Raw genomic sequence first — 25,956 nt, 5'->3', positions numbered from 1 at the left:
ATCTCGTGCCGAGAGAATTGAGAAATGCCGTCATCAGTTTTGTGAGCTATGTCGATAAGGCGGCGAACCAAACGGAATTCTTTTTTACAAAATCAGCCGGAGGCCTTCCGTCATTTGAAAAAAAGGTGCAGGTGTTTACAAAAAACGAATCGGATGAGCAGAAGCTTGTTTACGGCATCGTTTACGAGCCGGATGTCCCGGATGCCCATGGTGATTATATGACGGCTGAAGAGATTGAAAAGGCCGCCCACGGTTTTTTGGCGGACGCCCGCAACATCGATACAAATCATAATTTTGAAGGCGGGACCGGCGAGGTGGTAGAGTCGTACGTCGCTCCGGATGACTTTGAAATCGGGAATGCTGTGATCCGGAAAGGATCTTGGGTGCTTGTCACCAAAGCTTCCGATGAAGTATGGGATCAGATTAAAGCCGGTATCATTACGGGCTACAGCATGGCGGGAACCGCTGACGTTTACGAAGAGCCGGCAGAAAAGCAAGCCGGCTTATTCGGCGCGGTCAAGCAATTTCTCGACCGTGACCGCAAATCAAGAAACCGCAAGGGAGAGGACTTGAACAAGATGAGAAAAGAAGACGTAAGAGAATCGATTGAACACGCGCTGCACCCGCTTTTAAAGCGGCTTGACAGCTTGGACCAAAACACGGAAGACAAAGACGGGGCGGCTGCGCCGTCTGATGAAGAAAAGCTGAAAACGCTTGTTGAGGACATGCTCGCCCCGATTATTAAACGCATTGAAGCGCTTGAAAAAGTAAGAGGCGCATCAAAGCAGCCGGAAGAAGAGACGGGCGGCCAAGAGCCTGTTAAAAAATCCATTTGGAGCGGACTGCTTTAAGCCCAGTCAGAAGGAGGAACTGTAGAGTGAGAAATCAAGATATCATCAGAAAGGCGGAAATGTCACTTTCCGCTTTAAAAAGCGGCGGTTTAATGAACCCCGCACAAGCTTCAGCATTTATCCGCATGGTGCAGAACACGCCGACCATTTTCAGCGAATCGCGTGTGATTCAAATGGAAAATGACTCGCAGAAATTTGAAAAAATCGGTTTCGGCCAGCGGATTCTGCGTGCCGCTGAGGAAGGAAAAGCCTTAACTGACGATCAGCTGACCGTCCCGGCAACAAGTACGGTGCAGCTGAATACGAAAGAAGTCATTGCGGAAATTAATATCACCTATGACACGCTTGAAAACAATATAGAAAAAGACGGCCTGCAGCAGACGATCATGCAGATTTTGGCGGAGCGGGCGGCAGTCGATATTGAGGAGCTTGTCGTAAACGGCGATACATCTTCTTCTGATCCGTACTTGGCACAGCTTGACGGAATCCGTAAGCAGACTGTATCTCACGTCATTGACGGAAACGGGGAAGAGCTGTCCAGAGCCACATTTAAAAAAGGCTTAAAAGCCATTCCGGCAAAATATTTGCGCCTGCCTCAGGAATTCAGATTTTACACATCTCAAGGCATGGAGATTGAATGGAAAGACCGTGTGGCTGACCGTCAGACCAACCTGGGGGATCTTGCGGTGCAGGGCGGTTTGTCTTCAGCATTCGGCGTTCCGGTCAAAGGAGTGTCCAATCTGCAGCCGTACTCGGTCGGAGAAGGTGACTCCCAATACGATGCGTCTGACATCATTTTGACTCACCCAAAAAATATCATTCTCGGTTTTTCACGGAATATCCGAATCGAAGTAGATAAAGATATTCGCAGCCGCAAATTTATTATCGTACTGACGGCTAAACTTGACAGCAAATTTGAAGAAGAAGATGCAAGCGCCAAAATCGTAAACGTTAAAGAATAAGACGGGGGTGGCAGTTATGTTAATTCAGCCGTCTGACGTTGTTTCATATTCAGTTTATGATCAAGTCAAAAACAGGCCGGAGCCGCTTCTTATACAGGACATTCTGGAGGCGGAGGCGGAAGCGGCAAGAATGGCGGGGCATTCGTTCACTGACCCTATTTACTCACCGCTTCCCGAAAAGATTAAGCTTGCGTTATTAAAGCTTTCTCAATATTTTGCGCTGATCAACCAGAATGAAGCAGCCGCTTCCGCCTATCAATCTGAAAAGATAGGCGGCTACTCGTATACGGTGGCAGGTGAAGGCGGAATCAGAAAACCGGCGGTGCACCATCTGCTCTGTGAATATATCGCGCCGGGTTATTCCCCGGTTTCTGCAAACGCAAAGGTGAGACCTTTATGAGCTACGAAGGGCTGCTCACTGACAGATGCGATATTTATCATGAGACGGTGTCAGTTCCGAAGGCCGGACGCTTCGGGATTCCCGCCGAAAAGCTCCAGCCTGTCTTTTCTTATCCGGAAGTGCCCGATGCTGAAGACGTGCCGTGTCTGTTTGTTGAAAAACAGCAGCAGCTTATTCAGCTTGCGCCTGATCATAAGGTATATCAGCGGTTTCTCGTTCATTTTCCGAAAGAGGCCGCTGTGCGTGTCAATGACAAAATCATTTGGGAAGGACAGGCGTATATTCTGGAAATGCCGAAGAAAGCAAGACAGCACCATTGGGAGGTTATCGCTGTGAGAGATGACAGACTATGAACATAAAAAACCTTGAACAATGGAATCGGTCGCTGCAAAAGGCATCATCCGGAGAATTTGCCCGTCAGGCAGGCGAATGGCTGGAACAGTCAGGAGAGGATTTTCTCGACATGGTACGGGAGGAGCTTATTCATTCGGGAGGAATTGATACAGAAAACCTGCTGTCTTCTTTCCGAAAAGGAGCGCAGGATCATGTATGGATCATTGAAAACGGGGGACTGACCCTTGAAATCGGCACCAATGTAGAGTATGCCTCATTCATAAATGACGGACATTGGACCGTCTCAGATGAAAATGTCAGATGGGTGCCCGGATATTTTCAAGGCTCCCGGTTCATCTATGATCCGTCAGCTTCAACGGGAATGGCGCTCAAAAAACAGTGGATCAGCGGGAATGGGTTTTGGGACAAAGCCCTTCTTTTGTATGAAACACTCTTCGCCGAATCGCTGGACAAGCGTTTCAATCAGTGGCTTAACACGTTGGGGGGAGATATCGGATGAATCGCGAAACCGGTTCAATCGCCGCTTTTTTGTATCAGCAGTGCGGCGTGCCCGTATATGAAAATGAACTGCCTGAACAATTTCAGGTGCCGTCACTATACATTCCGCCCCCGTATGTTTTTGACGAGAATGACACAGTCTCCACCTTTAAGAAGACATACAGTCTGAATGTGAAGCTGTTCCATGCCGACTCGGTGCAGGCGCTCTATGCAGCCGACCGGATCGCCGATGCGGTGAGAGAATCAAGACAGCTGATTCCGCTGCTTACGGAATCAGGGGAGGATACCGGTGATTTCGTCCGCATCAGCCGTATCGAAACAAGAGTCGGAGACAAAGGCGAGGCAGTGATCACAATCCGCTGGACGAGCCGCTACTACTATCAGAAACAAACATCTCCCGCACTGCGGGATGTGGACATTAACAGCGGGGTGAAAGAAAAGTGAAACAATATAAAAAGAAAAACGCCGCAGCGGCGGAACGAGCGGTTCTTTATGACACGGCGGATTTAACAAAGCACGCGAAGGAGCTTTTCGGCGTAAAACCCGAGATTCTCCAGGGTGCTTTATTCGGCGTGAAGCAAAAACAAATGACAAAAGCGCAAGCTAAGTCTTACATTGAAGCATTTTTAACCAAGGAGGTCATGCAATAATGAACGGCGGAACATTTACGCAAGGAAAAGAAAAAGAACGTGCCGGGATCTATTTTAACTTTAAAACAACCGCCCAGGAGCGGGTATCGATCGGTGAACGCGGGATTGTCGCCCTTCCCGTCGCATCCGGCTGGGGGGAAGCGAAAACATTCGTTTCCATTTCAAGCATTGAAGATTTGAATAAAAAAGTGGGGCTCAGTATTGAAGATCCGTCACTGATTCTGCTTCGTGAGGCGAAAAAGAAAGCAAAAACCGTTTTGATGTACCGTCTGACAGAGGGAATCAGAGCGAGCGCCGATCTTTCACAAGGTGTTAAAGCAACCGCTTTGTACGGCGGTTCAAAAGGAAATGACATCATCATCCGCATCAGTGAAAACGTCCTTGATCAGACCGCTTTCGATGTGACCACTTACATGGATGAAGCGGAAGTTGACAAACAAACGGTGAAAAAAGCCGAAGAATTAAAAGCAAACGGCTATGTCACATTTACGGGAACGGGCGAACTGTCGGCTTCCATCCCGCTGACAGGCACTGAGGAAGAATCCGGGGAAACGTTAAACCCGCAGGCAGGCATCCGTCTCGCGGGCGGAACTGATAAAGCACCGGTCAACTCAGACTATACGGATTTTTTAGCTGCTGCTGAAACGGAGAATTTCGATGTCATCGCTCTTCCTGTCGCGGAAAACGATCAGCTGAAAGCGACATTTGCCGCATTCATTAAACGCCTTCGCGATGCGCAGGGACAGAAAGTGCAAGGGGTGACCGCCCATTACAGCGGGGATTATGAAGGCATTATCAATGTTACTGAAGGTGTGCTGCTGGAAGACGGAACCGAGATTAAAGCTGAAGATGCGACCGCCTGGGTGGCAGGCGCAAGTGCCAGCGCCGCATTTAATCAATCCTTAACATTCGTTGAATACGAAGGCGCCGTCGATGTGCTGCACCGCCTGACTCATGATGAAGTGATCGAACGTCTTTCCAAAGGTGAATTCCTTTTCTCTTATGATGCCCGTGATAAGTCAGTCAGCGTTGAAAAAGATATCAACTCATTGGTGACATTTACGGCAGAGAAAAACAAAAAGTTCGCGAAAAACAAAATCGTCCGTGTGCTTGATGCGGTGAATAACGATTTGACAAGAGAACTGAAAGCCTTAATTAAATCGAAAAAAGGCACGGGCAGCGATCTTCCTGCGACAAATGACGGCCTTCAATTCGTCAAAACGATGATCATTCAATATTTGACTACGCTTCAGGATGCGGGCGGCATCGCAAATTTTGACTCAGATACAGACATTACAATCGGGCTGAATGAAGACCGCGACGGCTTTTTAATCGATCTCGCCGTACAGCCTGTGGATGCGGCAGAAAAATTCTACTTTAACGTGGAGGTAAACTAAGATGGCATTAAAAGCGCAAAACACGATTTCAGGAAAAGAAGGCCGTTTATTTCTCGACGGAGAAGAGATGGCGCATATTAAAACGTTTGAAGCAAACGTGGAAAAAAACAAATCAGTAGTAAACATCATGGGCCGCCGCATGACGGGACATAAAACAACAGGCGCCAACGGAACGGGCACGGCAACATTCTATAAGGTCACATCCAAATTCGCAGTCCTTATGATGGATTACGTCAAAAAAGGCAGCGACCCGTATTTTACGCTGCAAGCCGTTCTTGATGACAAATCATCGGGCCGCGGAACAGAACGCGTTACTCTGTATGACGTCAACTTTGATTCTGCAAAAATCGCCGGACTGGACGTAGACTCAGAAGCACTCGAAGAAGAAGTGCCGTTTACCTTTGAAGATTTCGATGTGCCGGAAAAGCTTTCTGAAACGTTTTAATTAAGATCGGTATGAGTGAAACAGGCCTTTTTACAGGCCTGTTTTTTATAAAAAAAGAGTAAGGGAGTTTTCATCATGAGCGAAAAAAACGAACAAGTATATGATCTATCATTCTTTATGCCGGGTAAAACAGTCGAGGCTGAGGAGATTCGGGTTCCGCTTTCAAAGCGTTTTGTCGATAAAAAAGGAAACATCGTGCCTTTTATTTTTAAAGCCATTACGACTGAGCGCATTGATGAACTGGAGAAGGAAAGCACGACATATAAAAATGTGAAGGGCAGAGGCCGAGTAAAAGACTTAGACAGCCAGCGCTTTTATGCGCGGATCGCGGTTGAATCTACGATTTACCCTGATTTCCGGTCTAAGGAGCTCCGCGACGCTTACAAAACGGCAGATCCGGTCGAGGTGGCAAAACGCGTGCTTTCAGTCGGCGGTGAGTATGCAAATTGGCTGAATAAAGCGATTGAGATCAATGGTTTTGAAGATGAATTAGAAGATCTGGAGCAAGAAGCAAAAAACTGATAAAAGATGGGAATAAGGAAGCCGTGTATCTCTATTACGCGATGCATGAGCTTCATTATTCTCCATCAGAACTGAAAGAGTTATATGAAGCACCGAGACATTTTAAGGCGCTGTTGTACGGTTTAATCGGTTACAAGCTGGACATTCTTGAAAAACAAGCGAAGAAAGGGGGAGCGACATCATGGCAAAGCTGACCGCCCGTTTTGAATTGGAAGATCGGGTTTCAAAGAAAATAAGGAAAATCCAAAATGGCTTCAGAGCGCTTGAGAAATACAGGAAAATGACAAAACGCCAAAGTGAAATTGATATACGCAAAGAGAGTAAATCTGTTTTAAGAACAATTGACCGCATTCAGCGCTCTATGAAAAGAAAGCTGGGCGCACAAATGATCTCTATTTCAGCTGAAGACGGAGCCAGTGCCGTCATTCAAAAGGTGCAAGCCCAATTAGCGGATCTGCCTGCGTCTTTAACCATTAAAATAGGAGCAAAAGACAGCGCGACAGCGGCATTTGAGAGATTGCGGGATCTGGCTGCCGGTTTTAAAGGATTTACCGTTTCACTGTATGCGTCAGACGAAGTGACCCCTGCCATGGAACGTATCAAACGCTATATGCAATCTGCGTTAAAGAACGGGTACTCTGTCACTATACGCGTCATAGATCACGTCATGAAAACAGTCGGCCGAATTTCAGCGGGCATTGATTCGCTGACGGGAAAAAACAATGTCATTCAATTATCGTTAAACGAAAAGGTGACAGCACAGCTGGCTGCAATGCAAAAGAATATGCCGGACGTCGGAAAAGCTTCTGTATCTGCTGCTCCTGCTTCGCCGAAAAACGATTTTTCAATGCTTGACTCCATTGCAGACACCTTCATGAAAAAAGTCAATGACATCGCATCCAAATTTTATCCGGAAACAATCATAGCGGAACTGGATAAATTCGCTGCAAGCTTTATGAAGAAAGCGGACGAAATCGCAAGCAAATTCAGCCCGCAAACGATATTAGCAGAACTCGATAAGTTCACGACCTCATTCATGGGAAAAGTGGATGAGATCGCAAGCAAATTCAGCCCGGCAACGATATTAGCCGAACTGGACAAGTTCACAACATCATTCATGGGAAAAGCGGACGAAATCGCAAGCAAATTCAGCCCGGCAACGATTTTGGCAGAGCTGGATAAGTTCACAACGTCATTCATGGGAAAAGTGGACGAGATCGCGAGCAAATTCAGTCCGGCAACGATTTTAACCGAACTGGATAAGTTCACAACGTCATTCTTGGGAAAAGTGGACGAGATCGCAAGCAAATTCAGCCCGGAGACGATATTAGCCGAACTGGACAAGTTCACGACCTCATTCATGGGAAAAGTGGATGAGATCGCAAGCAAATTCAGCCCGGCAACGATATTAGCCGAACTGGACAAGTTCACAACATCATTCATGGGAAAAGCGGACGAAATCGCAAGCAAATTCAGCCCGGCAACGATTTTGGCAGAGCTGGATAAGTTCACAACGTCATTCATGGGAAAAGTGGACGAGATCGCGAGCAAATTCAGTCCGGCAACGATTTTAACCGAACTGGATAAGTTCACAACGTCATTCTTGGGAAAAGTGGACGAGATCGCAAGCAAATTCAGCCCGGAGACGATATTAGCCGAACTGGACAAGTTCACGACCTCATTCATGGGAAAAGTGGATGAGATCGCAAGCAAATTCAGCCCGGCAACGATATTAGCCGAACTGGACAAGTTCACAACATCATTCATGGGAAAAGTGGACGAAATCGCAAGCAAATTCAGCCCGGAGACGATTTTAGCAGAGCTGGATAAATTCGCTGATTCATTTATGAAAAAGGTAGACGGGGTTGTGAGTAAATTCAGTCCGGAGACCATATTGAAAGAACTGGATAAATTCACTGATTCATTTATGAAAAAGATAGATGACGTTGTCAGCAAATTCAGTCCGGAGACCATATTGAAAGAGCTGGATCATTTTACTGATTCGTTTATGAAGAAAGTCGACGACGTTGTCGGCAAATTCAGTCCTGATAAGCTAATCGACCGCGCCGAACAATTTGTAAATGACACGATTGACCGAATTTCTGAGAAATTCGATTTTCTCAATCCGGATAAGATTTTGGAAAAAGTGGAGCAGTTTACATCCTCACTGTTCGGAGGCATTGATAAAAAGTTCGGCAAATTCAGTCCTGATGCGATCATCGAAAAAGCCGAGGCATTTGTTGATAAAATTGTCAGCAAGATTGCCAAGAAATTTGAGAAATTCAGCCCGGACAAAATCATCGAAAAAGCCGGGGAATTAATAGAAAAAATATTATCAGGAATCGCTGAAAAATTAGGCAAACTCAATATCGGCGGATTATTAGGAGGCGGCACGAAAAAAGAAAAGAGTAAGGGCGGCCTTACTGCCGGCGGCTCCAACGGCCCGAAGCGTCCTGATCTGACAAAGGGTTCACAGCGCACGGTAACAGCGCCAAAATCTTCAGGAAAGTCAGCAAAAAAAACTGGCGGGGCTTTGGGGGGCTGCTGCTGCTGTACCGGAGTGACGAGGGGCAATAGCAGTACAGTCGAAGGGCGAAATAAATCCTCGAAAAGAGGTTCCTCCGTAAAGGAAAGCAAACAGGCATCCGTAAACACGCCGAAAACAAAAGGGGCAGGTAAAGGCATCGGCGCGCTTTTGAAAGGCTTGGGAGATTCAAAGGCGCTAAAAGGCGGTATGAAAGGGTTAAAAGGTGCCGCTAAAGGAATTCCCGGCATAGGTGAATTGTTATCACTTACTGATTTAGCCGGCATCAATAAAGATAATGCAGGAGAGAAGGTCGGCTCAGCAGGCGGCGGTCTTGCCGGAGCCGCGGCCGGAGCGGCAATCGGCAGCGTTGTTCCCGGAGTAGGCACATTAATCGGCGGCGCGGTAGGCGGCATCGCCGGCAGTTTAGGCGGTTCCAGCTTGGGAGAGGCCTTTGATTCAGGAGCTTTGAAAGACACGTGGAATGATATTTCCAAAGCGGCGCAAAGTGCTTGGACAACAATACAAGATACTTGGGGAAGCGTTTCATCCTGGTTCATGGAAAATGTATGGACGCCGGTTTCATCGGCTGTCGTCGGAGTGGCAACCAGCATCTGGTCAAATATCGTGAATGCGTGGACGACGATTCAAGGTGTCTTCAGCACCGTATCCGGCTGGTTTATGAGCACGGTGTGGGGGCCCGTAAAATCGGCTGTCGTCGGAGTGGCGACGTCCATTTGGAGTAAAATCACAGGAGCTTGGGATAAAATTAAATCTGTTTTCAGTACGGTTTCCGGCTGGTTCATGGATACTGTCTGGAATCCGGTGAAAGACATGGTGAAAAATGTCGGTAAAGGAATATCAGATGCTTTCCAGACTGCTTTAGATACGGTAAAGGATATATGGAAAGGGTTAAGCGGATGGTTTGAGAAACATATAAAAGAACCTCTTGTAAAAGTGGGAACAGCCATATCAGATGCTTTTTCTGCAGCATTCGACTGGGTGAAAAAGATTTGGGATAAAACCGGCGGCAAAATGATTTCAGGCATAATGAACTTTGTCACAGGAGGCGGCGGAGATAAAAAGAAAACGGACAAAAACGCCACGGGCGGCTACATTACAAAACCGACCATTTCCTGGATCGGTGAAGCCGGTAAAGAATTTGTCATCCCCGTCGACAACAATCGCGGGCGCGGAAAGATGCTGCTTTCACAAGCTGCGTCTAAGCTCGGCATGCGTGTTGTCGATGATATGGGCGCAGCTTCGGCTCAGTCTTCTGCTGTTCCGGCGGGAGCGGGCGGTGTTTCTTCTTCTGCATCTGTGTCGGCCGCAGCGTCTGTAGAGACATCCGGACTTGGCGGGACGGCTTCATCACTCGGCAAACAGTTTACTGAAGGCTTTGACAGCGGAATCAGCAAAAAAGCGGTGGATATGGACGGCTGGAAGGAAAAAAACATCGGAACGCCGTTCAATGCCCTCATTTCGTCTTCATCCGGTTACGGAAAGCAAGTCGTTGCGGGCTATGCCAAAGGTCAGAATACTTCGCCGACGGGCACCGATTCATTTTTAAAAACAAAGGTGAAAACACCTTATCAATCGGCGGTTAATCAATCGTCATCATGGGGCGCCGCAACGGTGAAAGGATATTCGGCCGGACAGAATGCAAAAGATACGGGAACGTCGCAATACGTAAGCACACATATCAATAAACCGTTTGTGCAATCAAGAGATTCCGCGAACGGCTGGGGGTCAGGCCTGATCGGACATTTCGTATCAGGGATGACTGCAAAAGGAAGCGAAGTCAAACAGGCGGCCAAAGATATGGCCAAAAAAGTCGAGGACGCATTCAGGGAAGAGCTTGATATTCATTCTCCTTCCCGTGTCATGATGAGCCTTGGGCGCTTTGCTTCAGTCGGCGTCGTCAAAGGTCTCGGCTCAGTTGACGTAAAAAAATACGCCGAAAAACAGGCAGGCTCGCTTGCAGCAGCCTTTTCCGGCATGGGTGCAGCGGGAGGAAGCGTCAAAGAGTGGCTTTTGGCCGCAATGAAAGCAACCAATACGCCGATCAGCTGGCTTCCGGGATTAATGACGATCGCACAGCATGAGTCAGGCGGCAACCCTAATTCCATTAATCTATGGGACAGCAACGCCAAAGCCGGACACCCGTCACAGGGGCTTATGCAGACGATTCCGAGCACCTTTGAAGATCACAAAGCGCCGGGCATGAATGATATCAGAAATCCAATTCACAACGCCGCTGCCGCTATCGGCTATATTAAAAGCCGATACGGCTCGATCAGCAATGTCCCCGGGATTAAAAGTATGGCTCATGGAGGCCCTTACGTCGGTTATGCCAATGGGGGTCTGATTACCAAGGAGCAGATCGCCCGTGTCGGCGAAGGGAACAAACGGGAGTGGATCATCCCTGAAGAGCGGGGCATCCGCGGCCGTTATCTGCTGCAACAAGCCGCTCAAGCGCTCGGCATGGAAGTGTCCGATCCGTCCCAGACGGAACCGGCGGCGCTTTCAGCCGGCACGGTTTCCGCAGCCGTTAAAGGCGGCGGACAAACCGTTCAAAAAATGGGAACAAAAGAAATTAAAATCGAATTCAGCGGCGATCAGCATTTCCATAACGGACAGGACGCCGACAGCCTCGCCGCCAAAATCAAACAGGCGCTGATTGATGAACTGCAAAAAGACATTTATACCGGAGCAAAGGGGGCCGTTGCTTTTGACTAAATCTGTTTACGAATTTTGGCTGTCTCAGGGGAAGGACAAGCTCCGGCTTCCCGTTCTCCCTGAAGCGATTGATATCGCAAACAGCGTGCAGAATGATTCCGTGAAAGTCACCGGACTTGGAGAGGTGACGTTTATCGAAGAACCGGGAGCGAAAGAAATTTCGTTCTCTTCTTTTTTTCAGAAACGGTACAGCCCGATTGCCGAATATCAAAGCATCCCTTCGCCGGAAAAAGCCATTTCAGCCATTGAAGCATGGATGAAAGCGAAAAAACCCGTTCAGTTTTTGATTACAGGAACAAAAATCAATGTCACATGCAGCATTGAAAGCTTTAATTACAGCGAAGGTGACAATGAAATCGGCGACCGGAATTTTGATATCGTACTGAAAGAATATAAAACCGCTTCGCCAAGAAAAATCAAACAAAAGAAAAAAACGAAAGCGAAGCGCCCGTCCAAAGCTTCACCCAAAACATATACCGTCAAAAAAGGGGATACGCTTTGGGACATCGCCGGCAAGTTTTACGGAAAACACACGGAGTGGCGGAAAATCTGGAACGCGAATAAAACCGCCATGATTAAGCGCAGCAAACGGAATATCCGGCAGCCGGGGCATTGGATCTTCCCGGGGCAGAAGCTGAAGATACCGCAATGAAACGGGTGAAAAGATGATTGAACTATTTGTCATAAAAGAAACGGAGTGGCTCGAGCTTGTCACAGAAAGCGTAACGCTGGAAGGACACAGATATCAGGCGCCCCGCTCCATCGAAGCGACGATTGTCGTAAAGCAGGGCAGCCAGACGTATTACGGTGTATCAGAGGGGGATACGGTTTTGTTCAAATGGAACGGAAAAGAACTATTCCGCGGCATTGTCTTTGCAAGAACGCCCGATGAGCAAACCATCGCCTTCACCGCATACGATATGCTTCAATACCTTGTGAAAAACCAGGACGTTTACGTGTTTTCCAACAAGCGCGCCGATCAAATATTGAAAAGGATCGCCAGCGATTTTCAAATTCCCGTCACATCCATTGCCAACACAGGCCATACCATTAAATCACTCGTTTTTAAAAATGATACAAGCCTTTACGATATGATGCTAAAAGCGTTAAAGCAGACAAAAAGCCAGACGGGGCGCAATTATCAGCTCTATTCAGAAAAAGGCAGGCTCGGCTTGCGTGAATGGCCGGAGCCGTCTGACATATGGGTGCTGGAAACAGGAGTTAATATCACAGGGTATCAATACAGCACCTCAATTGATGACACCGCAACCCGTGTCGTCATGCGGCTGCAAAAAGACAATAAAACGATAAAGGCTTCCGCGTCAGACAGCGCGGGCATGAAAACATTCGGCGTTTTGCAGTATACCGAAACGGTTTCTGACGACATTAATGAAGCCCAGCTGAAACAGCGCGCAAAAGTGAAGCAGGCTGAGAAAAAAGGCGTTAAGAAAGAGCTGAAAAATATACAGGCGATCGGTATTCCTGGGTTGGAAAGCGGATTGCCTGTCTATATCTCAATTCCGGAAATCGGGCTGAAGAAAACCTATTATGTAGATACGGACCGCCATGAATTCCAAGGAACAAAACATACCATGACGATTGACGTCACGGAGAAAAATTCACTTCCGGAGGGGACATCCTGATGAGATTAAGTGATGCCATTAAACATTTAGCCGTCGGAGCGGTTGACGCCGAAGCGCCGGTGGAGCTGATGCCGGCCGAAGTGACCTCCGTTTCGCCGCTCGAGCTGAAACTGAAAGATCACGACAAACTTTTGATTCCGTCTGATGCACTCATTGTGCCGAAGCGGCTGAGATCCGGGGGAGAGGATCCGCTTCAGACGGGAGATCGGGTGATGACCGGCGCTTTAACAGGAGGACAGTCTTTCTTTGTACTAGACAAAATTTAACCGTCATCCGGACGGAGATGTACGAGAATATCAGCCTATTAAAGCCGCTTCATCATCCGAAGAGGGCTTTTTTACATGATCAAATCAAAAAGGAGCGGGTGCAATGGCCCTGACACCGGAAATCGAATTTGAAGATTTGGAGGATGCGAGTGAGGCTGTTGAGACTTCACAAACCTACCGAATTGATTTTGAAAACAACCGGATTACCAATGAACTGATAAACGGACTGGACGCAATCAGACAATTCGTCTATATCGCTCTTCACACAGAACGGTATTCATATTCGGTTTTCAGCCATGATATCGGAAACGAACTTCAGGAAGTACTTTCAGATCAGAACACGACGGATGCTTATAAAAAAATGGAGATTCCAAGACTGATAGAAGAAGCCTTGCTGTATGATGACCGTATTTTGGCCGTTACCAATTTTGAGATTGAGAAAAAAGATGATGCCTTCACCGTCTCTTTTACCGTTGAAACTGATGAGGGCATGCTTGAGATAGAGGAGGTGCTGGGTGAGGATGTTTGAAGCTCAGACGTTTGACGACATTATGGACAGAATGCTGGCGCGCATTACGGCAGATATTGATACGAGAGAAGGCAGCGTCATTTACAATGCGCTCGCGCCTGCGGCCGCTGAGCTCGCAAAGTCTTATATTTGGCTGGATACCGTGCTGGAGCTCGTGTTTTCTGATACGGCTCAGGGAGAATTTCTGGACAGGCGGGCTGCTGAAGCGGGAATTGAACGAACACCTGCCACAAAAGCGGTCAGAGCCGGAGAATTCACAGCGGGCATCACCATTCCGCCAGGCTCCCGTTTCTTCGTTGATAACCTGTATTTTCAATATACGGGGGATGGAACGCTTGAATGTGAAACAGCCGGTGAAGCGGGCAATGCCGGCATTTCAGGGCAGAACCTGCTGCCGCTTGATACGATACCCGGGCTTGAGAAAGCAGTCGTGCGCGATATATTAATTCCCGGCCGTGAGGAAGAAGATGACAACAGCTTAAGGGCGCGCTATTTTATCCGTGTCCGCCGGGAGGCAGTCAGCGCAAATAAACAGCATTATAAACAATGGGCCGAAGAGGTTGACGGCGTCGGCAGGGCGAAAATCTTTCCGCTTTGGAACGGAGCCGGAACGGTGAAGGTTGTCATCACAAATGCGAATTTGGAACCGGCATCAGATATTCTGATCAAGAAAGTAAAGGATTATATTGATCCGGACGAAGGGCAGGGAGAAGGACAGGCGCCGATCGGAGCGGCAGTAACGGTGGAAAGCGCCGTATGGAAGGAAATCGAAATCTCTGCTTCCGTGCTGCCTGAGCTGAACAGCTCGATCGATGACGTGAAAGCGGAGATTGAAAAAGGCGTCCTGAATTTATTTAAGAAAATGGCCTTCGAAGAAAACACCGTCCGTTTATCACAAATAAACAACATCGTTTATAACTCGGCATCCGTCAGTGACTACGCCGATATCAAAATGAACGGTGCGGCGGAAAACCTCGTGCTCAGTGACGTGGAAATTCCTAAACTCAAAGAGGTGACAATCCTTGAGCAGACTCGATGAGATGACGGCGTACCTCCCGCCGTTTTTAACCCGATTAAAGGAGATGGCACAACTGCTTGAGGCGGAAGCTCCTGAGTTTGAGCGGCAGAATAACGATATTTTCGATTTGACAGATCAGCTCTTTATCACGACGGCGACGTGGGGGCTTGACCGCTGGGAAAAAATATTAAAAATACCGCGGGAATCAGGTGACACGGAGGATATGAGACGGCTCAGGCTGATTTCAAAGATGTCGAATATTCCGCCCATCACACATCAAGCGATCGAGCAGGCGCTAAACCGTTTTTTAAAACATCCGTCAGCTTACGTTCGGATGTTTCCGGGGCAGTATCGTTTTTATGCCGATATCGGGCTTGATGACCTGCAGCACATGAACGAGCTGATTGAAACGCTTGAAAAAATCAAACCTGCTCATTTGGCATATACACTGAGAGCCGCATTAAACGAAACACTGGAAATCAAAGACCGGGTCATTCTCAACAATCGGAGATACCGAAAAGTCAGTGAACTGAAGGTCGGTTATTCCGTCACACTCAACAATAACGAGGTGGTCTTACCATGATATCAGCCGCTTACAGACAGCGTGCCGCAGCCGATCTGAAAAACAGGATCACAAAAGTGCTGTTAAACGGAAAAGAAACTCCGATTGCGGACATTTCCGTAAAAGATGCCGCAGTCACCGTTCTCACACGCAGGGAAGAAGACGTCAAACACATTGAAACCGTGCAGATGCTTGACGAAACAGGAAGCGTCATCACAGAACGAAAAACAAATTTAGATCTCAGTAATAACAGAACGCTTGATTTAAGATTTACCTTTGAGGTGGTGTAACGATGGCTTACGAAGAAAAAACAGACTGGCTTCCGGACGATCCGATTAACGAAGATGACGTCAACCGCTGGGAAAAAGGCATAAATGACGCACACACGGATCTGGCGGCCCATAAAAACGACATGAACAACCCGCACAAAACGACAAAGGCGCAAATCGGCCTCGGAAACGTGGATAATGTCCAGCAGGCAGCAAAGAAAGATTTTGATCAGCACAATCAAGATCTGGACCGGCATGTGACGAAGGAAGAGCGCCAGAAGTGGAATAACGGGCAATTGTCTAAAATGACAAAAGATAATGGCTCCGCTTTTATTGATATCTCTGACGGACAGGATTTTCATCAGACCGCTGCCAGCCAGAATAAGGCCTTTACTTTCTCAGCGGCTGCAACTGGAGTAAATACCCCGCCTAAACCGTCAGAGGGTATATACTTTTATTCTTCAAAGAATAACGGAGAGGCGGCCGCTTTCTCAGATGACGGGGGATTTTGGAGAAAAACGCTGAAAAACGGCATCTGGACGGAATGGATGCCATTTGAAACCGCTGCCGGAGCACAAGCAAAAGTAAATGAGCATGCCGACAAAACAGATCTTCATGTAACCAAGTCTGACAAAGACAAATGGAATGCAGGGCAGTTATTCAATCTGACTGACAATGACGGGAATGCTAAAACGGTAACGGAAACAAACTTAGACAATATAAAAACGTCCGGTATCTACTATATATCAGTTCAGCATACGGAAAATAAGCCTGCGGAATACGGACAATTAATTGTAATGCAAAGAACCCGCGGAGCATCACCGACGTTTGTCCAAATGTTTATAGACACAGTGACCGCCGGAAATCCCATATACGTCCGAAGTTTCAGCACTAAAGGCGTATGGTCGGAATGGAGCCAAAGAGAAACAGATGCAGGCTCTCAAGAAAAAGTAGACGCTCACGCCAATAAAAAAGACATCCATGTCACACAGGCGGATAAAAATATCTGGAACGGCGCACAGCTTTCGAAAATAACAAACGATAACGGCGGCTATCTTCTTACAATTGGTGATGATGATAACTTTCTTGAAAAAATCGTTAAAAACGGCAGGGCGTTCGGCACCTTTTATTCAACCGGCAAAGCGGCAAACAGTCCGAGCAACGCTTCGACCCGCGGCATGTTTCATTTTACCTCTCTTGACAGTGAGGGAAAGGGAACGTTTGGGTATGTCATTGCCGTCGATTATAAAAATAATATGTTCACGAACTATTTGGATTTGAACTTGGGCTGGCAGGGCTGGCGGCGCCTCGTTACTGAACTTGATACTGAGAATGTACCTTGGATCAATGTTCCTTATAAAAATGGCGCTAAATCAGGAGACAGGCCGCTTCAATACCGCAAAGTGGGAAACACCCTTCACCTGAACGGACACGTTCTTACGGACAGAGAAGTGGTATTCGGGAGTGTGCCATCCTCTTGTGCGCCGGCCAAAGGCGTTGTGACGATGGTTGCAGCCAGCGGCACCACCGGTTACAGCAAATTTATTATTTATTCTAATGGAGATATGAAGCTGACGGGAATTATGGCCAATATAGAAAATAACGTGAACGGTTATTATATTGACCTTGTTTTGGCACTCACGTAAAGGAGCGAGAATATGAAATTAATATTTCCGTATGACAATGACAACATTTATACAGGCACTCCGGTTGAGCTTTATCCGGATTCTGAGACAGGAGATTATATGATGCCTCCTAACGCTGCGGACTTTCCGCCGGAAATAAACGGCGAAGGCATGTGGCGCCCATTTTTTGATGAAGAGAAACAAGAATGGGTGGAAACGGCTGACGAAGCATATAAAGACAGCTTAAAAAAAGATACGGCTCCCGATTCAAACCAGCTTGCAGGCCTCGGCGGACAGCTGGCGAATGAGAAATTGGCCAGAAAAGCAGCCGAACAAGCGCAGCAGTCACTCGGCAGGCAATTAGCGTCTTTAAAATTAGAATTATTAAACGTAAAAGGAGAATGAAAAAATGAAGAGACTTAACTTTTGGGTTTACGCTTTGTTTTATAAGTGGGCCTCAATAGAAATGGTAAAACAAGCTATGGGCTATGATGACTGCTCTGCCGAAGATCTGGCTGAAGGTGTGGCCGCGAAGTATATCACGCCTGAGGAATTTCAAGAAATAACGGGTGAAACATACGAAAATTATAAAAATGCTGTGTCATAAGCCAAACGGCTTTTTTTATTTGTCATTTTTAATAAATGAGAAAAGGAGGACGGCCGATGAAAAAGCATTCATTTGAATTTCCCGCCGATCAACTTGGCAGACCCGGCGCCGTAAAAGCTTATCGCGGTAACAAAAACGATTATGTCACACCTGTTGCTGATTTGTCCGGAATGGCAGAGCTTCTTACCAATACGCCGCTAGAAGCGATTGAAGTATACAGCCAATTCGGACAAGACCGTTTAGGAGCCGTCTTAATAGACAGAGTACAGGGGTGGGCTTATTCGGACCGCAGCGGAACTCTTTTTATCGAAGAGAGTGAGGATAACAATTCGTGGACGGCTTCACATTCTGTCGCAGTCAAAGGCGGAGTGCTGACCGCTTCGGGGTGGGTCAGCCTGACAAAACGATATTACCGGTTCCGTTTTGAAAATGGAAATCAAAAGCAGTCCGAATTTGTTTTATACCAATCTGTCGGTACGGGCGGTGATATGGCGTTTTCATATACAGACGTGATTTTTCATGAAAATGCAGCAGAGGCGGGCGAGGGAAGCATCTTCTCGGCGGGCGCTTGGAAAAAACTTCTCGTCGAAATCACCGGCACGGCTGAGTCGGGCCATGTCGCGTTTTGGGGGAGATCCATCTCGGGAAAAAATGTGCCGATCAGAGGAATCAGGTCTGATGACGGGACATCAGCCGCCGGTACGTCAGGCACAGAAGAAGTGTGGTCATTTGATATTGCCGGCTTTAAGGAAATCGTCATGGAAATCCAGAGCATTTCCGGCGGGAGCCTTTCTGTCAAAGGCACGGCATTTTCGTAAGAATGAAGCTTCCGAAGGGAGGTGAGAACAATGTAAGAGGGGGGAGCGGAAGTGCTTCTGGATGAACAAGCGGTGCAAAAAGAATTCGCAGGCATCAAAGGTGAACAAAAGGTGCTTGAACAGCGGGTAGCCGCATTAGAGCGGGTATCCGACCGGCAGGATCAGCAAATCATGACGCTGAATGAAAAACTGAACAAAATTGACGAAAACACAACATGGATTAAGCGGACCATTACAGGAGCGATCGTGACAGCAATCTGCACGGGCGTCATTGGCGGAGCCATCGCCATCATGTACAATCTGCTGCAAAAGTAAGGGGGAAACCGATATGAAATTCGCGGACAAAGGCACGGTCGTCAGGACGGTGCTTCTTTTGCTTGCTTTATTGAATCAAACTTTGCTGATGTTCGGCAAATCGCCGCTGAATATTCAGGAGGACCAGGTCAGCCAGCTTGCAGATACGCTGTATGCCGCCGGGTCGGCCGTTTTTACAATCATAACGACTGCCGCCGCCTGGTTTAAAAACAATTACGTTACAGCAAAAGGGAAAAAACAGCAGGCTTTATTAAAAATAAACAATTTATCGAAATAGGAGAGATGAGAATATGGTAAAAATCACACAGGATTTTATCCCGGCAGGAAACAATAACCGCCCAGGCTATGCAATGACACCGATTTACATTACGGTGCACAATACAGCCAATACCGCAGTCGGAGCTAACGCCAAAAGTCACGCAAGCTATGTGAAAAATCCCGATACACCGACAAGCTGGCATTTCACAGTCGATGATACGGAAATTTATCAGCATCTTCCGCTGAACGAAAACGGCTGGCATGCGGGTGACGGAAACGGGGACGGCAACCGTAAATCCATCGGTATTGAAATTTGTGAAAACGCAGACGGCAACTTTTCACAGGCCGTGGCAAACGCCCAATGGCTCATCCGCACATTAATGACCTCGCACGGCATCCCGCTTGCAAATGTCGTTGCGCACAAGCATTGGTCAGGAAAGCTTTGTCCGAGAAGACTGTTGGATACATGGGATGAGTTTAAAGCGGGAATCGGTTCTGGGGAAAGACAGACGTATACCGTCCAAAAAGGAGATACGCTGTCGGCGATCGCGCGGAAATTCGGCGTCAGCGTGGCCGATCTGCAGAAATGGAATAACATCGCTGACCCGAACCTGATTAAAGTCGGACAAGTACTGATCGTCAGCCCGCCGGTTGAAGCACTGTATTCTCTTCCGGACGAGGTGATTCAGCTGACAGAGCCGTACACGTCCGGCGAAAAGGTATACCAGGTGCAAAACGCGCTCGCCGCGCTTTATTTCTATCCTGAAAAAGGAGCTGTCAATAACGGAATTGACGGTATCTACGGTCCGAAAACCGCAGATGCCGTGGCCCGCTTCCAATCTGTAAACGGACTGACGTCTGACGGCGTCTACGGCCCCGCTGTAAAAGCGAAAATTCTGATGCAGCTTTAACAAAAAAGCTGAGTCCCGTTCACATTGCGGGATTCAGCCTTTCTTCTTTTTTAACCGGTTCAATAGCCTGAGATTCCTCGCCCGCATCCTCAGCGAATAAGCGGAAAGCCCGAAGCGTCCGTAATCCACAAACTTTACGCGCCTGACAATTTTCTTCACATCATCACCTGTCGCATCTCTTTGTTGGTTTTATTATATGAAAGATATGGAAAAAAGGAATAAGGACAAGAGCCGTGTCTCCTGTCCTTAGTGTAATCAAGCTTTTTTTTGTTTATACTTGTCAATCAGCCGCTCGTTTTCTTTGAAAATTCTGGCGGTATGAGGGCTGACCTGGTAACTTGCGATACTTGTCATTGAACGTTTTTTAAACATTTTGAACGGTTTCGCTCTTTGTTCCGGCTGCCCGTTTTGAAATGCCTGCTCCATTTAACCGTCACCTTCCTCTTCTATTGGCAGCATTAAATCATAAATGCTCGTTAGCGATGTGAAAAGCAAATAATCGAATTCCGTCAACAGGTTTTCCGACGTGAGTTTGATCACGTAATGGCGGTTCTGGACTGTAAACGGAATAAGCACAAGCCTGCCTTTTTGATCATAGTAGACGTCTTTACGGTTAAGACGGGACTGAACGTCCGCCGCATCAGGCATATGCTCCGTCAAGCGGTCCTTATCCGATTGTGCGGAATAGTCGCACAAGGAAGCCGTGACATTCATTTTTTCGGCATAAGCGGCCAGCAATCTGCTGATGCCTTCCGCATAAGCTTCTGTACTTCCATAATATACATGGATCGGTTCATTTTTCAACAGATATTGATAGGTTTTCAGTTTTTCAAGATAGGAGTGAAGCATTTCGTTATTTTCTTCTAAAATTTCCCGCGTATCCGTCTCTAATTCATTGCCGGCGAGCTTTTTGATATACGCGCTCAAAAAGATAAACGCATCAATAAGGGCAAAGCAGACGGCAACAATCAAATATTGTCTCCATGCGGCAAAGAGCGATTCAGGATCATATGTCCAATAGACCATGGAGCCCAGTACAAATAGTAAATACCACGTTTTACGGATGGCAAACATTTTTTCTTTTACCTTTGCCTCATACCGCCAGGATGCGTACACATATAAAATGAGTGCGGCCGCCATCGTCCACACCATAATCTGAAAAAACATAAGCATGAGCATCCCTCACAATTTGAAAAATGGTCTGCTATGTTCATTCTATGTCATGACATCATTTTCCTGTCACAAAAAAACCGCTTCTGTAAAGAAGCGGATGTCATCAGAAAAAGAGATCTAGGATGAAAAAGGCGATGGCGCCGAGTGTACCTGCAATCGGCAGGGTGATGACCCATGTAATGAGCATCCGTTTAGCCGTTCCCCAGTTTACGCCTTTTACGCGGTGGGAAGCGCCCACACCGAGAATGGAAGACGAAATGACGTGCGTCGTGCTGACAGGGAGATGAATAAACGTGGCCCCGAAAATAATGGCTGCGCCGGTTAAGTCGGCAGATACGCCGTTTACCGGACGGATTTTCATAATTTTTCCGCCGACGGTTTTAATGATTTTCCAGCCGCCGATGGATGTGCCGAGACCCATTGCCAGGGCACAAGAGAGCTGCACCCAAAAAGGAATGGCATCACTTTTATGTAAATTGGCCGTCATAAGCGCCATCGTAATGATACCCATCGCTTTTTGCGCGTCGTTCGTTCCGTGTGTATAGGACTGAATGGCAGCCGTCAAAATCTGCACTCTGCGGAAACGTTTATTTGTTTTCGCCAAATTGCTGTCTTTAAAAATCAGCTTCACGATCGAATATACGATAAAGCCGAGAACAAAGGCGATGATCGGTGATAAAATAAGTGCTTCGAGAATCTTAATGAACCCTTTATAATTAAGCGTTGCAAAACCTGACGCTGCAATGGCCGCTCCGGCGATCGCTCCGATAATCGCATGTGAAGAGCTGCTCGGAATGCCGAAATACCATGTGATCAAGTTCCAGGCGATTGCGGCGAGTAGAGCCGCCAGAATGACAACTGACCCGTTGTCTAATGTATAAGGATTCACAATGTCCTTTGTAATGGTTTTCGCCACACCGGTAAATGTCATCGCTCCGAGAAAGTTCATGATGGCGGCCATGACGATTGCGTGCCGCGGCTTCAGCGCTTTTGTCGAAACTGAGGTGGCGATGGCGTTTGCGGTATCGTGAAATCCGTTAATGAAGTCAAATACCAAAGCGCATATGACAATTAATATCGTTAAAAGTAATAGAGTATCCATTATAACCCCTCGTTACGCGTTTTTCATAATAATGGTTTCAAGGTTATTGGCAACGCTTTGGCAAGAGTCGGCAATTTCCTCAAGCGTTTCGTAAATCTCGCGGTACTGAATCACTTTAATCGGATCGGTTTCTGTGCCGAACAGATTTTTTAATGATTTACGGTGCAGGTTATCACAGCTGTGCTCGTATTCCTTAATTTTAATGGCGTGAGGGTGAATGTCCTTCAATCGGTTTTCTGCAAGCAGCTCAATCGTGATTAAAATTTCCTTCGCGCACTCTCTGATGTATCCGCTGAACTTATCGATATGCTCATCGGAAGAAGTGATCGAGAAAATCTCCATCATTGCTGAAAAATGTTCGATTCCGTCAAGCACGTCATCGAGGCTGTTTGTCAGCTCAAGGATGTCTTCACGTTCAATGGGAGTGATAAAAGCTTTGTTCAGCTCTTTAATCATGACATGAACATGATTATCTCCTTTTGTTTCAAACTCTTTTAACGTATCGGCAAATTCCTTTAAAGTCGTCTGGTTCGTCACTTTAAAGTTGACAAAATATTCTGCGGTTTCGTCTATGTTTTTTGCGATTTCTGTTAAAAGGAGTGAGAACTTATCTTTTTTTCTTTTTATCATTAAAAACCCTCCATTGTTTGAATGAGACAATGCACACATCAAATTATTATATAGCCTTTTGTCGAAAAAAAACAGATAAAGTCGAAAAAAACGCCTCTTGATTTTTTCGTAAAAACGTGTCTCATCCTGTTTTTCTTATGTTACCCACTTCGCCAAAAAAACGTAACATACTTCGAATTCAGACATCTTGCTTAAAAAGTATAACAAAAGATGTGAATTTGCTGTCAACTTTTGCACGTGATTTTGCCAGAAAAAAAACGGCTCCCGTAAAAGGAACCGTTTTTGTCAGTTTTTTCTGCCGTTTTTCAGCCAAAAATAAAGCGGCAGCCCGGCGAGGCCGATCAAGAGGGACAGCACGCAGCTCAGTGTATCTGTAATGATCGTGCTGATCAGCACAAACAGTGAACCCGCGATGGCCAAAACAGGAATGATCGGATACAAAGGCACGCTGTAGGCGCGCGGTTTTCCGCCGCTTTTTTTTCTGAGGATAAACACGGCGAAAAAGGCCATGACGTAAAAAATATAAATCATGAAAATAGAGATTTCAGACAGCTTATCGGGATTGCTGGCGATCATAAAAATAATGGCCAGCGCGATCTGAAATGACACGGCAATCCACGGGGTGCGGAACGTCGGATGCACCCGCGAAATCTGTCCGGCAAACGGCAGCTGTTTCCGTTCCGCCATCGCAAATGAGACACGCGGAAAAGCGAGAATCTTTCCGTTTAAACAGCCGAAGATGCTGACGATGATTCCGACGCTGATCAATTTTCCTCCGATGTCGCCAAACAGCATTCCGGCAGCGGTGCCGGTCGCATTTTCACCGAGTTTGACGATGTCGGTCGCAGGAAGAATGTGCAGCAGCGCAAAGTTAATGAAAAGATAAATGGCGGTGACGACCAGCAGTCCGCCCGTCATCGCTCTCGGGAGCAGCTTTTCCGGATTTTTCATTTCGCCGCCGAGTGCCGCAAGCAGAATCCATCCGTCATAAGCAAACAAGGTGGCCAGTATGGCAGCGCCGAAATTCATGTCCGACATGCTGCTTGTGACGGCTGTGAAAATATGCTGATCGCCTTTCCAAAGGCCGAACACGATCATGCAGATAATCGGAATCAATTTGCCGACAGTCGTAATTCCCTGGACGATGCCGCCATATTTCGTTCCGATAATATTAATGATGCTTAAAAACAAAACGGCTGAAATCCCGATCAATTTAGACCAGCCGGAATCCCAATTGAACAAGTGCGCCATCAAAGAGCCGAAATATAAGCCGATTGCTCCGATAATGGCGGGGCCGTAAATGATAATTTGAACCCATCCGCACAAAAAGCCCCAAAATTCGCCGTACACTTCTTCAAGATATGTATAAAGTCCGCCCGTTTTCGGAATCTGAGTGCCGATTTCCGCAACGGTCAAGCCGCCGGCAAGCGTCAAAATGCCTCCTAACAGCCACGCGATAAGCGCGGTTTTCGCATCACCGGAGTAGGCAAGCACGGCGCCTGGTTTCATAAATACGCCGGAACCGATGATGGTGCCGATAACAAGTGAGAGGGCGATGGTAAGGCCGATCTCTTTTTTAAGTCCGTTCTCTTCAATCTGCATATCCTATCCCTCCAGATGTAAAATCGTCATGCTGAAAAAACTATTTTCCATATTGTAAACCCTAATTGCTGAAACACGAATAAAATAAATTTTCTGATTTTGTTGTTTTCCCTAAAAGATAAAGGTTTCTGCTTTTGAGAAGGAAAAAATACCGTTTTAAAAGCGAACATTAATGGTTTTTTAATATTGAAGGTTCGTTATTTGGGGAGCGGCAGTCTGCAGACCGTCTGTGAAGCAGATGGGTTGACTTTGCGATCCGGATAACATAAATTGTATATATAAAATATCTCGAAATCGAGATAATTGACTGGAGGATAACATAATGAAAGTTAATGGAATACACCATGTATCAGCATTGACGGCTGATGCGCAGAAAAATTTAGATTTTTATCGGAACATCCTGGGATTGAAGCTTGTGAAAAAGTCCGTAAACCAGGATGAACCGACGATGTATCACTTATTTTACGGTGATGAAACAGCTAATCCGGGATCGGAATTGACGTTTTTCGAAATTCCGCGGATTGCACCGTTTCATGCGGGAACAAACAGTATTTCTTCAATCGGCCTGCGTGTCCCGGATGCACAAGCGCTTCAATATTGGAAAAAACGATTTGAAGAGCATCAGGTCGCTCATGGCGACATCATGACAATAGCGGGCAGAGAGACACTCGCTTTTTGGGATCATGAAGGACAGCGGCTTGTGCTGACAGCTGACGAAAAAGGAAAAGACATCGGTGAAGCGGTGAAGCAAAGCGGCATACCGGAAGAATATTCTTTCCGCGGTCTTGGTCCCGTTGAATTGACCGTCCCGTATGCAGAACCGACGCTGCGTGTGTTAACCGATGTGCTCGGCTTCACTGAAATCGGGAAAGAAACGCATGAAGACCGGGGCACGGTTACGGTGCTCGAATCCGGAAACGGAGGCGCGCGCACGGAAGTCCATCTCATTGAAAGAAACGATCTTCCGCGCGAGCGTCCTGGAAAAGGCAGCGTCCACCATGTGGCCTTCCGCGTTCAGAATGAAGAGGAGCTTGCTTTATGGCACCGCATCATTACGAAAGAAGGTTTCAGCAACTCAGGCATTGTAGAGCGTTATTATTTCAAAGCGCTGTACTTCCGGGAGCCGAACGGAATTCTGTTTGAATTGTCAACGGACGGTCCGGGATTTATGGTTGATGAAAAACCTGAAGAGCTAGGCAAAACGGTTGCGCTCCCGCCTTATCTCGAACACCGCCGTTCTGAAATAGAAGCACGGCTGAAACCGATACAGTAAATCAGAAATCATG

General features: G+C 47.0%; 33 protein-coding genes. 27 read left to right on the top strand and 6 right to left on the bottom strand.

The features are described 5' to 3' along the window. Positions 1-5: 5 nt before the first annotated feature. The 26 genes from D5S11_RS09125 (at position 6) to D5S11_RS09000 (ending at position 20,163) form a co-directional block, all read left to right on the top strand. A complete protein-coding gene (locus D5S11_RS09125) occupies positions 6-851 on the top strand; it encodes an XkdF-like putative serine protease domain-containing protein (RefSeq protein ID WP_015417286.1) in 846 nt (281 codons plus the stop codon). A gap of 26 nt (positions 852-877) precedes the next feature. Then, a complete protein-coding gene (locus tag D5S11_RS09120; RefSeq protein WP_007407274.1) occupies positions 878-1,813 on the top strand; it encodes a phage major capsid protein in 936 nt (311 codons plus the stop codon). A gap of 16 nt (positions 1,814-1,829) precedes the next feature. Beyond that, positions 1,830-2,213: a protein YqbG gene (gene yqbG, locus D5S11_RS09115; protein WP_020955683.1), complete on the top strand. Its 384-nt coding sequence runs from the start codon at positions 1,830-1,832 to the stop codon at positions 2,211-2,213. Continuing rightward, positions 2,210-2,566 carry a DUF3599 family protein gene (locus D5S11_RS09110; protein ID WP_108725021.1) on the top strand — a complete coding sequence of 119 codons (357 nt, stop codon included), beginning with the start codon at positions 2,210-2,212 and terminating at the stop codon, positions 2,564-2,566. Before yqbG ends, D5S11_RS09110 begins: the two co-directional genes overlap by 4 nt. Beyond that, positions 2,563-3,066: an HK97 gp10 family phage protein gene (locus D5S11_RS09105; protein WP_020955685.1), complete on the top strand. Its 504-nt coding sequence runs from the start codon at positions 2,563-2,565 to the stop codon at positions 3,064-3,066. The genes D5S11_RS09110 and D5S11_RS09105 overlap by 4 nt, the downstream gene beginning before the upstream one ends. Next, positions 3,063-3,509, top strand: a complete 447-nt coding sequence (locus D5S11_RS09100; protein WP_007407270.1) for a hypothetical protein — start codon at positions 3,063-3,065, stop codon at positions 3,507-3,509. The genes D5S11_RS09105 and D5S11_RS09100 overlap by 4 nt, the downstream gene beginning before the upstream one ends. After that, positions 3,506-3,715, top strand: a complete 210-nt coding sequence (locus D5S11_RS09095) for a YqzN/YkzM domain-containing protein (protein WP_007407269.1) — start codon at positions 3,506-3,508, stop codon at positions 3,713-3,715. Before D5S11_RS09100 ends, D5S11_RS09095 begins: the two co-directional genes overlap by 4 nt. Beyond that, on the top strand, positions 3,715-5,112 hold the full coding sequence (locus D5S11_RS09090; protein ID WP_007407268.1) for a phage tail sheath family protein: 1,398 nt from the start codon (positions 3,715-3,717) through the stop codon (positions 5,110-5,112). Before D5S11_RS09095 ends, D5S11_RS09090 begins: the two co-directional genes overlap by 1 nt. Position 5,113: 1 nt before the next feature. Continuing rightward, complete coding sequence (locus tag D5S11_RS09085; protein ID WP_108725020.1) at positions 5,114-5,557, top strand: phage tail tube protein; 444 nt, start codon at positions 5,114-5,116, stop codon at positions 5,555-5,557. A gap of 75 nt (positions 5,558-5,632) precedes the next feature. Next, on the top strand, positions 5,633-6,079 hold the full coding sequence (locus D5S11_RS09080; protein ID WP_003154836.1) for a phage tail assembly chaperone: 447 nt from the start codon (positions 5,633-5,635) through the stop codon (positions 6,077-6,079). Between the two features lie 41 nt (positions 6,080-6,120). Next, complete coding sequence (locus tag D5S11_RS09075) at positions 6,121-6,273, top strand: hypothetical protein (protein ID WP_015239684.1); 153 nt, start codon at positions 6,121-6,123, stop codon at positions 6,271-6,273. Then, positions 6,261-11,342: a transglycosylase SLT domain-containing protein gene (locus tag D5S11_RS09070; protein ID WP_128424615.1), complete on the top strand. Its 5,082-nt coding sequence runs from the start codon at positions 6,261-6,263 to the stop codon at positions 11,340-11,342. Before D5S11_RS09075 ends, D5S11_RS09070 begins: the two co-directional genes overlap by 13 nt. Beyond that, positions 11,335-11,994, top strand: coding sequence for a LysM peptidoglycan-binding domain-containing protein (locus tag D5S11_RS09065; RefSeq protein WP_108725018.1), 660 nt, complete (start codon positions 11,335-11,337; stop codon positions 11,992-11,994). The genes D5S11_RS09070 and D5S11_RS09065 overlap by 8 nt, the downstream gene beginning before the upstream one ends. 13 nt (positions 11,995-12,007) lie before the next feature. Further along, on the top strand, positions 12,008-12,985 hold the full coding sequence (locus D5S11_RS09060) for an XkdQ/YqbQ family protein (protein WP_020955688.1): 978 nt from the start codon (positions 12,008-12,010) through the stop codon (positions 12,983-12,985). Continuing rightward, complete coding sequence (locus D5S11_RS09055; RefSeq protein WP_007407264.1) at positions 12,985-13,251, top strand: DUF2577 family protein; 267 nt, start codon at positions 12,985-12,987, stop codon at positions 13,249-13,251. The genes D5S11_RS09060 and D5S11_RS09055 overlap by 1 nt, the downstream gene beginning before the upstream one ends. A gap of 103 nt (positions 13,252-13,354) precedes the next feature. Then, on the top strand, positions 13,355-13,780 hold the full coding sequence (locus D5S11_RS09050; RefSeq protein ID WP_020955689.1) for a DUF2634 domain-containing protein: 426 nt from the start codon (positions 13,355-13,357) through the stop codon (positions 13,778-13,780). Continuing rightward, on the top strand, positions 13,773-14,819 hold the full coding sequence (locus D5S11_RS09045) for a baseplate J/gp47 family protein (RefSeq protein WP_108725017.1): 1,047 nt from the start codon (positions 13,773-13,775) through the stop codon (positions 14,817-14,819). Before D5S11_RS09050 ends, D5S11_RS09045 begins: the two co-directional genes overlap by 8 nt. Then, on the top strand, positions 14,803-15,381 hold the full coding sequence (locus tag D5S11_RS09040) for a YmfQ family protein (protein ID WP_007407262.1): 579 nt from the start codon (positions 14,803-14,805) through the stop codon (positions 15,379-15,381). The genes D5S11_RS09045 and D5S11_RS09040 overlap by 17 nt, the downstream gene beginning before the upstream one ends. Then, a complete protein-coding gene (locus D5S11_RS09035) occupies positions 15,378-15,650 on the top strand; it encodes a hypothetical protein (protein ID WP_003154822.1) in 273 nt (90 codons plus the stop codon). Before D5S11_RS09040 ends, D5S11_RS09035 begins: the two co-directional genes overlap by 4 nt. 2 nt (positions 15,651-15,652) lie before the next feature. Continuing rightward, entirely contained in the window at positions 15,653-17,275 is a 1,623-nt protein-coding gene (locus D5S11_RS09030) for a pyocin knob domain-containing protein (protein ID WP_108725016.1), read from the top strand. A gap of 12 nt (positions 17,276-17,287) precedes the next feature. Next, positions 17,288-17,659 carry an XkdW family protein gene (locus D5S11_RS09025; protein WP_007407260.1) on the top strand — a complete coding sequence of 124 codons (372 nt, stop codon included), beginning with the start codon at positions 17,288-17,290 and terminating at the stop codon, positions 17,657-17,659. Positions 17,660-17,663: 4 nt separating this feature from the next. Beyond that, on the top strand, positions 17,664-17,861 hold the full coding sequence (locus tag D5S11_RS09020) for an XkdX family protein (RefSeq protein WP_007610833.1): 198 nt from the start codon (positions 17,664-17,666) through the stop codon (positions 17,859-17,861). A 56-nt stretch (positions 17,862-17,917) separates the two neighbouring features. Then, complete coding sequence (locus D5S11_RS09015) at positions 17,918-18,679, top strand: hypothetical protein (RefSeq protein ID WP_007407258.1); 762 nt, start codon at positions 17,918-17,920, stop codon at positions 18,677-18,679. A gap of 51 nt (positions 18,680-18,730) precedes the next feature. After that, positions 18,731-18,994: a hemolysin XhlA family protein gene (locus tag D5S11_RS09010; RefSeq protein WP_003154815.1), complete on the top strand. Its 264-nt coding sequence runs from the start codon at positions 18,731-18,733 to the stop codon at positions 18,992-18,994. 13 nt (positions 18,995-19,007) lie between these two features. Further along, positions 19,008-19,271 (top strand): phage holin, encoded by a 264-nt coding sequence (locus D5S11_RS09005; RefSeq protein ID WP_003154813.1) that lies wholly within the window; start codon positions 19,008-19,010, stop codon positions 19,269-19,271. 13 nt (positions 19,272-19,284) lie between these two features. After that, positions 19,285-20,163 carry an N-acetylmuramoyl-L-alanine amidase gene (locus D5S11_RS09000; RefSeq protein WP_007407257.1) on the top strand — a complete coding sequence of 293 codons (879 nt, stop codon included), beginning with the start codon at positions 19,285-19,287 and terminating at the stop codon, positions 20,161-20,163. 33 nt (positions 20,164-20,196) lie between these two features. On the opposite strand, the gene D5S11_RS20395 is transcribed toward D5S11_RS09000, so the two are convergent. The 6 genes from D5S11_RS20395 to D5S11_RS08975 form a co-directional block, all read right to left on the bottom strand. Further along, positions 20,197-20,322, bottom strand: a complete 126-nt coding sequence (locus D5S11_RS20395; RefSeq protein ID WP_023356844.1) for a hypothetical protein — start codon at positions 20,320-20,322, stop codon at positions 20,197-20,199. 96 nt (positions 20,323-20,418) lie between these two features. Next, positions 20,419-20,589 carry a type II toxin-antitoxin system SpoIISB family antitoxin gene (locus tag D5S11_RS08995; protein ID WP_003154807.1) on the bottom strand — a complete coding sequence of 57 codons (171 nt, stop codon included), beginning with the start codon at positions 20,587-20,589 and terminating at the stop codon, positions 20,419-20,421. Then, positions 20,590-21,336 carry a type II toxin-antitoxin system SpoIISA family toxin gene (locus D5S11_RS08990; protein WP_032866111.1) on the bottom strand — a complete coding sequence of 249 codons (747 nt, stop codon included), beginning with the start codon at positions 21,334-21,336 and terminating at the stop codon, positions 20,590-20,592. It lies immediately after the preceding gene. A 103-nt stretch (positions 21,337-21,439) separates the two neighbouring features. Next, complete coding sequence (locus D5S11_RS08985) at positions 21,440-22,438, bottom strand: inorganic phosphate transporter (protein ID WP_020955696.1); 999 nt, start codon at positions 22,436-22,438, stop codon at positions 21,440-21,442. Between the two features lie 12 nt (positions 22,439-22,450). After that, positions 22,451-23,068 carry a DUF47 domain-containing protein gene (locus tag D5S11_RS08980; protein WP_003154804.1) on the bottom strand — a complete coding sequence of 206 codons (618 nt, stop codon included), beginning with the start codon at positions 23,066-23,068 and terminating at the stop codon, positions 22,451-22,453. A 285-nt stretch (positions 23,069-23,353) separates the two neighbouring features. Next, positions 23,354-24,670, bottom strand: a complete 1,317-nt coding sequence (locus D5S11_RS08975) for an APC family permease (protein ID WP_007407254.1) — start codon at positions 24,668-24,670, stop codon at positions 23,354-23,356. Between the two features lie 322 nt (positions 24,671-24,992). Here D5S11_RS08975 and D5S11_RS08970 point away from each other — a divergent pair, with 322 nt between their 5' ends. Continuing rightward, complete coding sequence (locus D5S11_RS08970) at positions 24,993-25,943, top strand: ring-cleaving dioxygenase (RefSeq protein WP_012117369.1); 951 nt, start codon at positions 24,993-24,995, stop codon at positions 25,941-25,943. Positions 25,944-25,956 lie beyond the last annotated feature (13 nt).

Source organism: Bacillus sp. L75, assembly GCF_003676355.1.
GTDB lineage: Bacteria > Bacillota > Bacilli > Bacillales > Bacillaceae > Bacillus > Bacillus velezensis.
This window is presented reverse-complemented; position numbering and strand designations above follow the sequence as displayed.

What these genes read in the sequence shown, in the direction of transcription:
- D5S11_RS09015 (WP_007407258.1), top strand. Translation starts at nt 17,918, where the DNA reads ATGAAAAAGCATTCATTTGAATTTCCCGCCGATCAACTTGGCAGACCC.
- D5S11_RS09100 (WP_007407270.1), top strand. Translation starts at nt 3,063, where the DNA reads ATGAATCGCGAAACCGGTTCAATCGCCGCTTTTTTGTATCAGCAGTGC.
- D5S11_RS09035 (WP_003154822.1), top strand. Translation starts at nt 15,378, where the DNA reads ATGATATCAGCCGCTTACAGACAGCGTGCCGCAGCCGATCTGAAAAAC.
- D5S11_RS09030 (WP_108725016.1), top strand. Translation starts at nt 15,653, where the DNA reads ATGGCTTACGAAGAAAAAACAGACTGGCTTCCGGACGATCCGATTAAC.
- D5S11_RS09105 (WP_020955685.1), top strand. Translation starts at nt 2,563, where the DNA reads ATGAACATAAAAAACCTTGAACAATGGAATCGGTCGCTGCAAAAGGCA.
- D5S11_RS09045 (WP_108725017.1), top strand. Translation starts at nt 13,773, where the DNA reads ATGTTTGAAGCTCAGACGTTTGACGACATTATGGACAGAATGCTGGCG.
- D5S11_RS09000 (WP_007407257.1), top strand. Translation starts at nt 19,285, where the DNA reads ATGGTAAAAATCACACAGGATTTTATCCCGGCAGGAAACAATAACCGC.
- D5S11_RS09020 (WP_007610833.1), top strand. Translation starts at nt 17,664, where the DNA reads ATGAAGAGACTTAACTTTTGGGTTTACGCTTTGTTTTATAAGTGGGCC.
- D5S11_RS09075 (WP_015239684.1), top strand. Translation starts at nt 6,121, where the DNA reads ATGCATGAGCTTCATTATTCTCCATCAGAACTGAAAGAGTTATATGAA.
- D5S11_RS08995 (WP_003154807.1), bottom strand. Translation starts at nt 20,589, where the DNA reads ATGGAGCAGGCATTTCAAAACGGGCAGCCGGAACAAAGAGCGAAACCG.
- D5S11_RS08980 (WP_003154804.1), bottom strand. Translation starts at nt 23,068, where the DNA reads ATGATAAAAAGAAAAAAAGATAAGTTCTCACTCCTTTTAACAGAAATC.
- D5S11_RS08970 (WP_012117369.1), top strand. Translation starts at nt 24,993, where the DNA reads ATGAAAGTTAATGGAATACACCATGTATCAGCATTGACGGCTGATGCG.
- D5S11_RS09055 (WP_007407264.1), top strand. Translation starts at nt 12,985, where the DNA reads ATGAGATTAAGTGATGCCATTAAACATTTAGCCGTCGGAGCGGTTGAC.
- D5S11_RS08985 (WP_020955696.1), bottom strand. Translation starts at nt 22,438, where the DNA reads ATGGATACTCTATTACTTTTAACGATATTAATTGTCATATGCGCTTTG.
- D5S11_RS09070 (WP_128424615.1), top strand. Translation starts at nt 6,261, where the DNA reads ATGGCAAAGCTGACCGCCCGTTTTGAATTGGAAGATCGGGTTTCAAAG.
- D5S11_RS09060 (WP_020955688.1), top strand. Translation starts at nt 12,008, where the DNA reads ATGATTGAACTATTTGTCATAAAAGAAACGGAGTGGCTCGAGCTTGTC.
- D5S11_RS08990 (WP_032866111.1), bottom strand. Translation starts at nt 21,336, where the DNA reads ATGCTTATGTTTTTTCAGATTATGGTGTGGACGATGGCGGCCGCACTC.
- D5S11_RS09050 (WP_020955689.1), top strand. Translation starts at nt 13,355, where the DNA reads ATGGCCCTGACACCGGAAATCGAATTTGAAGATTTGGAGGATGCGAGT.
- D5S11_RS09090 (WP_007407268.1), top strand. Translation starts at nt 3,715, where the DNA reads ATGAACGGCGGAACATTTACGCAAGGAAAAGAAAAAGAACGTGCCGGG.
- yqbG (WP_020955683.1), top strand. Translation starts at nt 1,830, where the DNA reads ATGTTAATTCAGCCGTCTGACGTTGTTTCATATTCAGTTTATGATCAA.
- D5S11_RS09005 (WP_003154813.1), top strand. Translation starts at nt 19,008, where the DNA reads ATGAAATTCGCGGACAAAGGCACGGTCGTCAGGACGGTGCTTCTTTTG.
- D5S11_RS09110 (WP_108725021.1), top strand. Translation starts at nt 2,210, where the DNA reads ATGAGCTACGAAGGGCTGCTCACTGACAGATGCGATATTTATCATGAG.
- D5S11_RS09080 (WP_003154836.1), top strand. Translation starts at nt 5,633, where the DNA reads ATGAGCGAAAAAAACGAACAAGTATATGATCTATCATTCTTTATGCCG.
- D5S11_RS08975 (WP_007407254.1), bottom strand. Translation starts at nt 24,670, where the DNA reads ATGCAGATTGAAGAGAACGGACTTAAAAAAGAGATCGGCCTTACCATC.
- D5S11_RS09085 (WP_108725020.1), top strand. Translation starts at nt 5,114, where the DNA reads ATGGCATTAAAAGCGCAAAACACGATTTCAGGAAAAGAAGGCCGTTTA.
- D5S11_RS09025 (WP_007407260.1), top strand. Translation starts at nt 17,288, where the DNA reads ATGAAATTAATATTTCCGTATGACAATGACAACATTTATACAGGCACT.